6 protein-coding genes are annotated in these 12727 nt (G+C 60.2%); 3 read left to right on the forward strand and 3 right to left on the reverse strand.

The window, feature by feature from the left end; translation table 11 throughout:
* Positions 1–620, forward strand: a 620-nt coding sequence (locus tag ACY69P_RS07795; RefSeq protein ID WP_462327075.1) for a Cof-type HAD-IIB family hydrolase, incomplete at its 5' end; no start/stop codon positions are given.
* 475 nt (positions 621–1095) lie between these two features.
* On the opposite strand, the gene ACY69P_RS07800 is transcribed toward ACY69P_RS07795, so the two are convergent.
* Together ACY69P_RS07800 and ACY69P_RS07805 are read right to left on the reverse strand one after the other, a co-directional pair.
* On the reverse strand, positions 1096–3267 hold the full coding sequence (locus ACY69P_RS07800) for a RelA/SpoT family protein (RefSeq protein ID WP_459899289.1): 2172 nt from the start codon (positions 3265–3267) through the stop codon (positions 1096–1098).
* Positions 3268–3294: 27 nt separating this feature from the next.
* The gene (locus ACY69P_RS07805; RefSeq protein WP_459899287.1) at positions 3295–4980 is read right to left on the reverse strand and encodes a peptide-binding protein; all 1686 of its coding nucleotides are present in this window, start codon (positions 4978–4980) and stop codon (positions 3295–3297) included.
* A 236-nt stretch (positions 4981–5216) separates the two neighbouring features.
* Here ACY69P_RS07805 and ACY69P_RS07810 point away from each other — a divergent pair, with 236 nt between their 5' ends.
* Positions 5217–8441 carry an SNF2-related protein gene (locus tag ACY69P_RS07810; RefSeq protein ID WP_462327076.1) on the forward strand — a complete coding sequence of 1075 codons (3225 nt, stop codon included), beginning with the start codon at positions 5217–5219 and terminating at the stop codon, positions 8439–8441.
* Positions 8442–8765: 324 nt separating this feature from the next.
* Positions 8766–11219, forward strand: coding sequence for a methyl-accepting chemotaxis protein (locus ACY69P_RS07815; protein WP_462327077.1), 2454 nt, complete (start codon positions 8766–8768; stop codon positions 11217–11219).
* A 104-nt stretch (positions 11220–11323) separates the two neighbouring features.
* On the opposite strand, the gene ACY69P_RS07820 is transcribed toward ACY69P_RS07815, so the two are convergent.
* The coding region (locus tag ACY69P_RS07820; RefSeq protein ID WP_462327078.1) for a DUF748 domain-containing protein at positions 11324–12727 on the reverse strand (1404 nt) is incomplete at its 5' end.

Below are 12727 nucleotides of genomic sequence, written 5' to 3' on the forward strand. Positions count from 1 at the left end.
GGTGCGACCACATCGCCCGCATGTGGCCTGTGGACGGACTGGTGGGCGAAAACGGCGCGTTCTACTTCCGCTACGATGAGGCACACCGCCGCATGCTGCGCCGCTACGCCAAAACCGGCGAAGAACGCCGCGCCGACCGCCAGCGGCTGGAGCTTATCAAAAAGAAAGTCCTGTCCGCCTTCCCCTGCGCCGCTGTGGCCACGGACCAAGCCTACCGCGAGGCCGACCTCGCCATTGACTTTTGCGAGGATATCCCGCCCCTGCCGCAGGACGACGTACGCGGCATCGCCCGCATCTTCGCGGACTGCGGCGCGGAGGCCAAAATCAGCTCCATCCACGTCAACGGCTGGTTTGGCGGCTACGACAAGCTGTCCATGACCCGCATCCTGCTGGAGGAAGCCTTTGGCGAGGACCTCACCGCCATCCGCGAGCAGGTGGTCTACGCGGGCGACTCGCCCAACGACTGCCCCATGTTCGCCTACTTCCCCAACGCGGTGGGCGTTGCCAACGTCCGCGCGCTGGTTGACGACATGGACGCCCTGCCCGCATGGATTACCCAGTCCGAAGGCGGGCACGGCTTTGCCGAACTCGCCGCAGCCCTTCTCGCCGCCCGCTCCTAAGCGCGCCGTACCGATGCTTCCCGCCCCGCGCCACCAGCCGTCCTGACGGTTTCCGGCGCGGGGCACATGCCCATCCCCGCCCTTTTCCCGCGCACACCAGCCTCCACCGCCTATTCCCCCAAAACGCCACTCCCCCCTTGACACATTTGGACAACGAATATAGACAAATGCTTATAGCTTCTCATGCTCGCTCGCAGAGAACGCGACACGCCGTCGTCATACGGTTTGGCATACGTAGACGATGACAGCCGCGCGCCGTAGCCGTACAGGGGATGACGGACGCGGCGCGCGGGCAATCCTCTCCACCCGCGCGAAAGGCACACGCGCGGGCATGACGGCATGCACCTTCATCGGTGTTGGTCCCCCCAGACCACCCCTTCCGCACCCAGCGGCACCCCACACCGATGAAAACGCAAAGCGGCCCGAAGCCATAGGCTCCGGGCCGCTCTTGTGTGCGGGGAGATTGCGCGCCGAATCAGTTGGCGCCCTTGGTGGCGAGGCGTACCGCCTCCACCACATGGTGCACCGCGCTCAGGTTGTCCAGCGTGCGGTACAGGTGGGCGGAGTCGCGCACCTCGATGGTGAACAACAATTCGGAATTGCCGTCCACGTTGGACTTGAAACTGCCGGAATCAATATTCGCGCCCTGCTCCGTCAGCTTGGAGCAAATGGTCGCCAGCATGCCCGGCTCATTCTTACACACAATCTTGACCTTGGCCGGATAGGGCCGGTCCTGATCGCTCTCCCATGAGATATTGATGAGGCGCTCCGGCTCCATCTTGCCCATGTTCGGGCAATCCGTGGTGTGCACGGTCACGCCCTTGCCACGGCTGATATAGCCGATAATCGGCTCGCCGGGCAGCGGGTTACAGCACTTGGCAAAGCGGATGAGCACATCGTCCACGCCGTGGATGCGAATTTTGTCCGCGCTCTTGTCCTGCGTCTGCGCCGGGGGCTGTGATTCCTTGGCGCGGGCGTGCTGTTCCTGCTCCTTCTCTTCCTCCAGCTTGGGGTAGAGCTTATTCAGCACCTGCCGCGGGGTGAGACGGGAGTAGCCAACGGACGACAGCAGGTCGTCCACGGTCTTGAAGGAAAAGTCCTCGGCAACATGGTCAAACTGGCCCGCCTTCATGGCTTTGGCCACGTTGATGCCCATCTTGCGGCCTTCCTTCTCCAGCATCTCCTTGGCAAGAGCGATGGAGCGGGTGCGCTCCTCCGTGCGGATAAAGTGCTTGATGCGCGTGCGCGCCTTGGCCGTTTTGACGAACTTGAGCCAGTCGCGGCTGGGGCGGCGGTTCGGGTCCGTGATGATTTCTACGGAATCGCCATTGCGCAGCTTGCGCGAGAGCGGCACCAAGCGTCCGTTCACACGCGCTCCGGCGCAGTGGTCGCCCACCTCGGAGTGGATGAGGTAGGCAAGGTCCACGGCTGTTGCGCCGTCTGGCAGCTCCTTCACGTCGCCGCGCGGGGTAAAGACGTAGACCTCGTCCTTGAAGAGGTCAAAACGCAGGGACTTCATGAACTCGCGGGGGTCGGATTCCTCCTTCTGCCAGTCCATAATCTGCCGCAGCCACGAAAAGCGGTCCATGTCGCGGGCTTTCTTCTTGCTGCCTTCCTTGTAGCTCCAGTGCGAGGCCACACCATATTCCGCGATGCGGTGCATCTCCTCGGTGCGTATCTGAATCTCGATGCGCTCGCCCTCCGGGCCAATGACCGTCGTATGCAGACTCTGGTACATATTGGCCTTGGGCATGGAGATGTAGTCCTTGAAGCGTCCGGGAACGGGCTTCCAGTCCGCATGCGCCAGCCCAAGCACGGCGTAGCAGTCCTTGATGCTGGGCACCAAAACGCGGAAGGCAATCAGGTCATGCACCTGATCCAGCTCCAGCCCCTGCTGCTGCATCTTGTGGTAGGTGCTGTAAATATGCTTGATGCGCCCGCTGACGCGGCCCTTGATCTTATTGGCCTTCAGCTTGTCTTCAATAAGGGCGATGACGTTATCAATGTACGCCTGCCCGTGCTGCGAGCGCTCCACAAGGCCCTTTTCCAGCTGGCTGTACATATCCGGACGCAGGTACTTGAGGCTCAGGTCCTCAAGCTCCACCTTGATACGGTGCAGACCAAGGCGGTTGGACAGCGGCGCGTAGATGTCCATGGTCTCCTGCGCAATGGCCCGCTGCTTGTAGGGCTTCATGTACTCCAGGGTGCGCATGTTGTGCAGGCGGTCGCACAATTTGACCATCAGCACGCGGATATCCTCGCTCATGGCCATGACCATTTTGCGGATATTCTCGGCCTGCGCGGCTTCCTTGGAGTCGAAGGACATCTGCATCTGGCTGATTTTGGTCACGCCGTCCACGATGTCCGCCACTTCCTCGCCAAAGAGGTTGTCGATGTCCTCAATGGCGGCCTTGGTATCCTCCACAGTGTCGTGTAGCAGCCCCGCCGCGATGGTGTAGCCGTCCAGCCGCATACCCACCAGCAGGTTGGCGACCTCCAGCGGATGCGACAAATACGGCTCGCCGGACCTGCGCGTCTGCCCCGCGTGCGCGGTGGCCGAATAGACGTAGGCCTTCTGAATAAGCTCCTGCTCTGCGGGGGAGAGGTAGCCCTTGGTCCTTTCCAGTATCTCGTGAATGCGAATCATTGTTGCTGTAGCCACCTGAGGCCGCGCCTAGGGCACGGCCGTGTAACGCTGTTTGTCCTCGGGAACCCACCACCACTTCAGGTTGTGGGAGATGCCCGCCGGGGCGGGCGTCACGTCCATGAACCGGGACGACACCACAGGGAGCGACAACGGACAGTACAGGAACAGATAGGGCTGCTCCTCGTGCAGGATTTCCTGCACCTTGTCGTAAATGGGTTTGCGCTCTTCATTGGTGATGGAGTGCCGGCCCTGAACCAGCAGTTCGTCAAGCTCGGGGTTCTTGTAGCCAACAAAGTTCAGCCCCCCGGGCACGGCCTTGGACGAATGCCAAACGTTGAAAATATCCGGGTCCTGCGGAATGGTCCAGCCCATAACAACGGCGTCGAAATTGCCCTTGTCCAAAAATTCCTTGAGGAATGCGGCCCACTCCACGGTGCGAATCTTCACCTTGATGCCAATGTCCTTCAGATTCGCCTGAGCAATGGTCGCAATCTTAATGCGCTGCTCGTTGCCCTGATTGGTCAGCAGGGTAAAGGCGAAGGGCTTGCCGTCCTTGTCCAGCCAGCCGTCGCCGTCGGAGTCCGTCCATCCGGCCTCGGCCAGCATGGCTTTTGCCTTGGCCGGGTCGTAGTCGTAATCGGTAATCGCGTCGTTGTACATCCACGTTCCGGGCTTGTACGGGCCAACGGTGGGCCGCCCAAGGCCAAAAAGCACGGCCTTAATCATAGCCTGCTTGCTCACGGCGTGCGCAAGGGCCTGCCGCACCCGCTTGTCCTGAAACATGGGGCGGCGGTGATTCCAACCAATAAAATTATACCCAAAGGACAGATATTTGAACTTGGTGTAAAACTTCTCCCACTCCGAGGTGGTGGTCTGGAACAGGTACTGCTGCGGCGTCAGGCCCATCATGTCCAGATTTCCGGCCTTCAGCTCAAGGAACATGGTGGAGATGTCGGGGATAACGCGGTAGACGATGCCATCCAGGTGCGGACGTCCCTCGAAATAGTCGTCGTTGGCCTCAAGGATGATGCGCCTTCCGGCCTCCCAGCGCTTGAACTTGAAGGGCCCAGCCCCCACGGGATGGCGGCTGTACTTCGTGTCCATGAGGTCTTCGCCCTCAAGCAGGTGCTTCGGCAAAATTTCCATCGCCCACGATATGAGCGCCTTGGCAAAAGGCTTTTCGTACTCGATCTCAACTGTATACTTGTCGAGCTTTGTAAATTGTTTTACGAGTTTGTAGTTCTCCGAATACGCGGTTGGTGTTTTCGGGTCGATCATGAGCTTGTAGGTGAATTCGACATCGTCGGCGGTCAGTTCTACGCCGTCCGTCCACCGGATGTCCTGTCGCAGAGTAAAGCGAAGGCGTCTGCCGCCGTCGAGCACCTCGTAGCTTTCGGCCGCGTAGGGTTCGAGTTCGATATCCTTGTTATAGCGAACCAAAGAGACGTATATGAGGTCTGCCACCTCATGCGAGGCAGAGTCCGACGCAAGTGGCGGGATAAGGTTGGAGGGTTCTCCAATGGTTCCCGTCACCAGCAGGTCCCCCTGCTCGGGCTGTGCCGGACGCTTGGCCGACGCTGTGTCGGCGGCGCGGTGCTCTACCTCGGTCTTTTGACCGGGCTGGTCACCAGAATCTCGCCCATCGCCGCCACATGCAGCGACACAGCACAACACGACGGCCAAAAGCGGCATGAGCAGCCTTCCAAAATTCATACGTGCTCCAGTTGTGGTTTCCGATTCGTCTGAAACCCGGTATGGTGTACTGCGGCGTGTACGCACCCGGGTCCGCGAGTATGAATGAGAGTTCCCCAAATGCCAAGGGACTCTTGAAAATCTAGCGCATATGGATATAATCGGCCAGTCTCATCGGGTCTGCACAACGAGCGAGCACTATGCGGCATAAACCCGGCGATTCAAATCCCAGTGAGAAGTGAGAGGCTATCGTTATTATGGATACTGCTGACGAGAAGGTTGTAGAGAGCCTTCTTCAGGAATTCACAAATTTTACAGTCCCCGAGTATATCGTAGACGGGGCGAAGCAGATTCTGGCCGAGAATGGGGTCCAGAAGCTCTCTCTCAATAAGCGGGAGGGCTACTGGGATGTGGAGGGCCAGATTGAAGGCGATGATTTTCAGGCCTACAGCGCCGAGCTGGGCCTGAATCTTAATGAAGGGACCATCAACTTCTACTGCAACTGCCCGGAGTCCTTCTCCGGCGTATGCAAGCATGTCGCCGCGACCGCCCTCAAGCTGTTTCAGACCTTCGAGGTCAAAAACGAGGATGAACACGAACCCGTCCACTCCGACTGGCGGCAGACCTTTCGGTCCTACTTCGCCACGGAGCCGGAGCCCGAGGCCGGACGGCACTACCTCATCTTTCGCTTCTACCCGGAGCCGGGCAGGCTTCAGGTAGCGTTCTTCCGTGCGCGCCAGAATAAATCCGGCCTGTCCACGGTGCAGAACGAAGTCACCCTCGAACAAATCATCCGCAACGAGGAATGGGCCGAGCTTTCGCCCCGGCTGCCGCAGGTGGCCGAGCAAATCAGCCGTTACCTCGACTACGCCGGACACCGCGTGGACATCCCCGAGGGGCTTATCTCGTGGTTCTTCTGGGCCATCCAGAACGAATACTACCTGTTCTGGAAGGACACCGAACAGCCCGTACGCATCGAGCCCAAAACCATGCGCCTCAAGGTCTCGCCCGTCATCTCCGAGGACGGCGTTACCTTTGACGTGCTGCTGGACCATGAAGGCAAGGTCCCCTTCTCCATCAAAGGCGAAGAGGTCTACTTCTACGGCCAACTGCCCATCTGGGTGTTCCACAAGCTGGGCTTCTACCCGGTGCAGACCAGCCTGTCGCCCGCGCTCATCCACGAGATGACCGCAACCCCGCCGATGATTTCCAACAACGACATCTCGGAATTCCTCGACAGGGTGTGGACCAAGCTCCCCGCCTCGGACCTGCACGGGCAGGACAAATTCATCGAAAAGATGAAGCCCTTCTTCGTGCCTGCGGAGTACGCGCCCAAGCTGTTCCTTGATGAAGAGGGCAGCCTGCTGACCCTGCGCGTGCACAACGCCTACGAGACGGAACACGGCGAAGCCGCCCTGCCCGGCCCGAATCCGGACCTGCAAACCGGCAGCTACGCCTACGGCGGCAAGTCGTACCTCATTCTGCGCCAGCAGGACAAAGAGGCCGAGCTGACCTCCACCCTCATCGACATGGGCTTTCAGCCGCGCGACAACGACAACTGGTTCCTGGAACCGGAAGAGGCCATCACCTTCCTGCTGGACTCGTACCCGTCGCTCATCGAAAAGTACCGCGTGTTCGGTGAAAAGAATCTGGCCCGCTACAAAGTGCGCCTCACCTCCCCAACCGTCGTGGCGGAAGTCAAAAGCGGCGACGAGGAAAAAGAGGACGAGGATGCAAAATGGTTCACCCTCGACCTGGAGGTGGACTACGACGGCCAGCGCGTGCCCATCGACAAGATTTGGGAAGCATGGACCAGCGGCAAACGCTACGTGCAGCTCAAGGACGGCACCTACACCAGCCTGCCCGAAACATGGTTGGAAAAGCTGGGGCACAAGCTCAAGGCCATGGGCCTCAACCCCGATGAGCCGCCCAAGAAGCAGTTCGAGCAATACGAAGCCCCGGTGCTGGACCGCATTCTGGAGGACCTGCCCGAAGCCGTTACCGACACCTTCTGGGACAACCTGAAGGAAAAAATCCACAGCTTCGAGCGCATTACCCCCATCACGCAGCCCCAGAGCCTCAACGCCACGCTGCGCCCCTATCAGGAGCAAGGCCTGTCGTTTATGAACTTCCTCAAGGAGTACGGCTTCGGCGGCATTCTTGCGGACGAAATGGGCCTTGGTAAAACCATCCAGACGCTGTCGTTTTTGCTGCATCTCATTGAGAAGGGCAACGACAAGCCAAACCTCATCGTGGTGCCGACCTCGGTTCTGCCCAACTGGGAACGAGAGGCCGAGAAATTCGTGCCCATGCTGCGGCGGCTGGTCATCTACGGCGCACGGCGCGACCATCTTTTCAAAAAGATTGGCGAGTCCGACCTTGTGCTGACCACCTACGCCCTGCTGCGCCGCGACCTTGAGGAACTGCAAAAGTTTGAGTTCAACGCCCTCGTCCTTGACGAAGCGCAGAACATCAAAAACCCGAACACCATCACGGCCCGCTCCGTGCGCAAGATTGATTCCGAACTGCGCGTGTGCCTGTCCGGTACGCCCATTGAGAACAATCTCTTTGAGCTGTGGTCGCTGTTCGAGTTTCTGATGCCCGGCTTCCTTGGCTCGCAGCATTCCTTCCAGCGCGGCATCGTCAAGCCCATTAAGGACGGTGACGAAGAAACGCTGGAATACCTGCGCACCCGCGTGAAGCCCTTTATCCTACGCCGCACCAAAAGCGCCGTGGCCAAGGACCTGCCGCCCAAGATCGAAAACGTGCAGTACTGCGCGCTGGCGGATGAACAGCTGGAGCTGTACGCCTCCCTTGCCAAACGGCTCAAGGAGCAGGTCATGGCGGACGTGGACGAAAAGGGCATCGCCAAAAGCCAGATGTCCATCCTGGACGCACTGCTCAAGCTGCGCCAAATCTGCTGCCACCCGCGCCTGCTCAAGCTGGACATCCCCGGCGTCTCCACCAACCTGCCCTCCGGCAAGTTCGACGCTTTCAAGGATATGGTCACGGACATCATCGAGGAAGGCCACAAGGTGCTTGTGTTCTCGCAGTTCGTGCAGATGCTCCAGATTATCCGCTCGTGGTTGCAGATTAACGACATGCCCTTCTGCTACCTCGACGGCTCCAGCAAGGACCGCTTTGAGCAGGTGGACCGGTTCAACAATTCGCCGGAAATCCCCATCTTCCTCATCTCGCTGAAGGCGGGCGGCACCGGCCTGAACCTGACCTCCGCGGACTACGTTATCCACTACGACCCGTGGTGGAACCCCGCCGTGGAAGCGCAGGCAACAGACCGTACCCACCGCATCGGCCAGACGCGTCAGGTCTTCTCGTACAAGATGATCTGCCAGAACACGGTGGAAGAAAAGATCCTGATGCTTCAGGACCAAAAGCGCGGCATCGCGGACGCCATCATCCCGGGCAAGGACTCCTGGAAGTCCCTCACCCGCGACGACCTCGAAATGCTCTTCGAAATCTAAGCGCCGCCGCGCCATTCCCGCTCAACCAAAGCGCCCCCGGACAGCCGTCCGGGGGCGCTTTTTTGGCCGAGACTTCACGCGGGCCATCCTCTCTGGCTCACTGCGAGCCCTTGCCCATCCTTTCCAAAAAAATTCCGATGTCGCGGGTATGGTATCCACGCCCTAGCCCCCTGAATCCTTTGCCAGTTTCCCGCCGCAACGCCCCGCCGCTCCCCGCATGTGGTTACAGTGAAACACATTTCGTGCCTGCCCCCCTTCACCACAACCGCCCATATATCGTACACTCAATACGAGTATGCAACCACTTCACCGGGGGACCGGAATATGAATTATCTTCGGAATATGACGCTCAGGGCAAAGCTTATTTCGCTTTTGATCGCGTCGAGCCTTTTGCCGCTCATCCTCTTAGGCGTCATGAACAGCAACCTCGCCGAGGACGCGCTGATGCAGAGTTCGTACAATCAACTCTCCGCCATAGCGCAGATTAAGAAAAACCAGATTGAGGGCTACTTCACGCAGCGTGGTGTGGATGCGGAAATCCTCTCCAACACCCGCAACGTCGCCGAGGTCTTCAGCATTCTGCACAACTACTCCATGGGAACGGTGCAGGATCCCAAAGGCCCTATGGATGTCGCCGCGCCGGAGTACCAGACAATCTGGAAAATCTACGAGGGCTTCTTTAACAACTACATCCAAAAATACGGCTACTACGACGTGTTCGTCATCGACGCAGACCGCGGACATGTGCTGTTTACCGCCGTCAAGGAAAACGACCTTGGGGCGAATCTCAAGCACGGTCCCCTGCGCGATTCCGGCCTTGGCAAGCTGTGGCGAAAGGTGACGGAAACAAACACGGTGCGGTATCAGGACTTCGCGCCCTACGCGCCCAGCGCGGGCGAACCCGCAGGATTTGTGGGCGCCCCCATCACCCGGAATGACGGTGAAATCATCGGAGTCTTGGCGCTGCAACTCTCCATCACCGCCATCAACAACGTTATGCAGGAGCGCACCGGCCTTGGGGAAACCGGCGAGACCTACATTGTCGGCTCAGACAAGCGCATGCGGTCAGACTCCTTCCTCGACCCCAAAAACCACTCCGTCAAGGCCTCCTTTGCCGGAACCATCAAAGCGAATGGCGTGGACACCGAGGCCGTCCGAGAGGCCCTGAACGGCGACACCGACGCACGCATCATCACCGACTACAACGGCAATCCCGTGCTGTCCGCGTGGACGCCCATCTCCTTTAGCCGCGAGCGCTGGGCCCTCATGGCGGAGATTGACCTTGCCGAAGTCATGAAGCCCGTCCGCATGCTCCAACTTGAAATCACCGCCATTGCCGTGGTGGTGGCCATTATCGTCACGCTGGTGGCGATGTTCTTCTCCCGCGTCATTCTCAGCCCCATCCTTGCCATCCAGCGCTTTGCCAACACCGTCGCCAGCGGCAATCTGCACGAAACACTCAAGGGCGAATTCTATAGCGAGATGGCCCTCCTTGCCACCGACATCAAGTCCATGGTGGCGGAGCTCAAAAACAAGCTGGGCTTTGCGCAGGGCGTTCTCAACGGCATCACCCTGCCCTGCTCCGTCCTCAACAAGGACAACACCATCGCCTTCATCAACAAACAAAAGCTGGAACTGCTGGGCCGCAAAGGCAGCGAGGACGACTACCTCGGCCAGACTTCCGGCGAGGTCTACTTTGGCGACCGGGACAAAACGACACTTGCCATGCGCTCCATTTCCGAAGGCACCAAGCTGGAAGAGGAGCTCTCCATTTCCAGTACGTCCGGCAAGCAGTTCCTCATCAATGCCACCTGCACGCCCATCTATGACCTCGACAACGACCTTATCGGCTCGCTGGTCATCTGGTACGACCTGACGGAAATCCGCGCGCAGGAACAAAAGGTCCTGCGCCAGCACGACCAGATCAGCTCCGCGGCGGACCGCGCCAATCAGGTTTCGGAGATGGTTACCGCCGCGGCAGAAGAACTGTCCGCGCAGGTGGAGCAGTCCACCCGTGGTTCGGACCTGCAACGCGAGCGCACCAGCGAAACCGCCACAGCCATGGAGGAAATGAACTCCACCATCATGGAAGTGGCCCGAAACGCCGGAACAGCCGCAGAAACCGCGAACAATACCAAAGTCCGCGCGGCCGAGGGCGGCGAGTTGATGCAGCAGGTGGTGACCTCCATCAATCAGGTGCAGACCAAGAGCCTACGCCTCAAGGAAAGCATGGCCGAACTCGGCACCCATGCCGAAGGCATTGGCGAGGTGATGAACGTCATCACCGACATTGCGGACCAGACCAACCTCCTCGCCCTCAACGCGGCCATCGAGGCCGCCCGCGCTGGCGAAGCTGGGCGAGGATTCGCCGTGGTCGCGGACGAGGTGCGCAAGCTGGCGGAAAAGACCATGAGCGCCACCAAGGAAGTAGGCGACGCCATTTCCACCATCCAAAACGGCACCCGCTCCAGCCTGCAGGATATGGACGAAGCCGCGAGCCTTGTGGACACAAGCACGGAGCTGGTCAACAAGGCCGGGGACACGCTCAAGGAAATCGTCAATCTGGTGCAAACCACCACGGAGCAGATTTCCAACATCGCCACGGCGGCAGAGCAGCAGTCCGCAACATCGGAGGAAATCACCCGCGCGGCGGATGAAATCAACTCCATCGCCGCCGAAACCGCCGAGGCCATGACCCAGTCCAACGCCGCGGTGAACGACCTTGCCGAGCAGGCGTCAAAGCTGAAGCAAATCATCGACGATATGCAAAACAGCTAACCCCGCACTCCGGCCCCCACACGCAAAACAGGGCGGAAGGGAACATCCCCTCCGCCCTGTTTCTTTGGCATTTTCTCCTGTGTAGGCAGGGTCGCCTGCGCGCCTTACCGCAGGCCAAGGATAACAAGCCCGCCGGACGCCGGGGCGTCCTTGGGTGCGGCGGTCTCTTCACCCTCCTTGAGGAAGACGCGCTCCGGCGGCACGCCGCCCGTGTCCAGCAGATAGGCCCGGACAGAGCGGGCGCGACGCTGGGTGAGTTCGCGCACGGCTTCGGCGTCCGTGGCCACGCTTTCGCGGAACTCCTCTTCCATGTCCTCCACGGACGGATCCCACAGGCCGCCGAACAGCTTCTCCTCGGCAAAGGACGCGGCCTCGTAAGCGCGGCGCAGGTACTGGGGATATTCCTCCTCGGTCACCTGCACTTCGGCCACGGTGCGCGGCGCGTTGCCCGCCTTTTCCAGATCAATATACTTTTGCAGGCGCACAGCATCGGCCAGCACGCGCTCGGCAAGGGCCGGGGCGTCCACGTCCGCGTCGCTTGCGCCGCTGACCTCCAGGGTCAGGCCGGGGCGTTTGTTCATGGCCTCGGCCACGGCGTCCAGCTTGGCCACGGCGCGCGGCGTCAGCAACACGGAACCCGGCTCAAAGGCGATAAGATTCACATCCTCGCCGCCGCCAAACATATTGCCAATCAGCGTAAAGGGCGAGGCGACGACCTTGATGAACAGGTTGACGATGGCCTTCATCACCACCTTGCCAAGGCGGAATTCCGGGTCGTCCAGCCGCCCGCGCACCGGGATGTCCAAATCAATATTCCCCTGCGCATCACGCAGCAGCGACAGCGCAAGCCCTATGGGCAGGTTCGGCGCGTCCGGATTGTCCACCCGCTCACCCACCGTCAGATTCGCCAGCCGAATCTGATTATCCACGGCAATCTCCATGCCCCGAATATGCGTCTCCAACGTGGCAAAGAGCTTGCCCGTACTCAAGGGGTAGGCGATGTAGCGCACGGTGTAGGGCGACAGGCCGGACAGCCCGGCGTTGTCCAGATGCAGCACAAGATTGGTGTCAAGCTCCTGCCCAAAGGGGACAATGGAGCCAGTCAGCGTCACCGGGGCGTAGCCGTCCACGGTGGCATTGAGGGACACATCGGCCGAGGCCCCCTCCTTGCGGGAAAAGCCCGTCACCTGACAGGAAACATCGCCCACAGAGGTGGCAAAGGCTGGCGAAGTGGTCTCGTCATGAAAGCTCACGCCGCCACCCGTCAGCGTCAACCGGTCCACCCGCATGAGGGGCGGCGCGGCGGCGCTGGATGCGGCGTCGGCAACGCTCTCCTCAGGAAGCTCGGCGGGTGCGCCTTCTGGTGCCTCTTCCGGCAGCGCCTCGGCCACCACGTCAGCGTCCGGGGTTTCGGCGGAGCCAGCTTCTGAGTCTGGAGCCTCTTCCTCGGGCGCGGGCTGGCCGAGCATCCGGGCAATATTCATTCTGCCGTCGGCCTCGCGGACAAG

This window comes from Desulfobaculum sp., assembly GCF_054921475.1.

Coding starts and splice junctions, on each gene's coding strand:
- ACY69P_RS07800 (WP_459899289.1), bottom strand. CDS start 3,267: ATGATTCGCATTCACGAGATACTGGAAAGGACCAAGGGCTACCTCTCC.
- ACY69P_RS07805 (WP_459899287.1), bottom strand. CDS start 4,980: ATGAATTTTGGAAGGCTGCTCATGCCGCTTTTGGCCGTCGTGTTGTGC.
- ACY69P_RS07810 (WP_462327076.1), top strand. CDS start 5,217: ATGGATACTGCTGACGAGAAGGTTGTAGAGAGCCTTCTTCAGGAATTC.
- ACY69P_RS07815 (WP_462327077.1), top strand. CDS start 8,766: ATGAATTATCTTCGGAATATGACGCTCAGGGCAAAGCTTATTTCGCTT.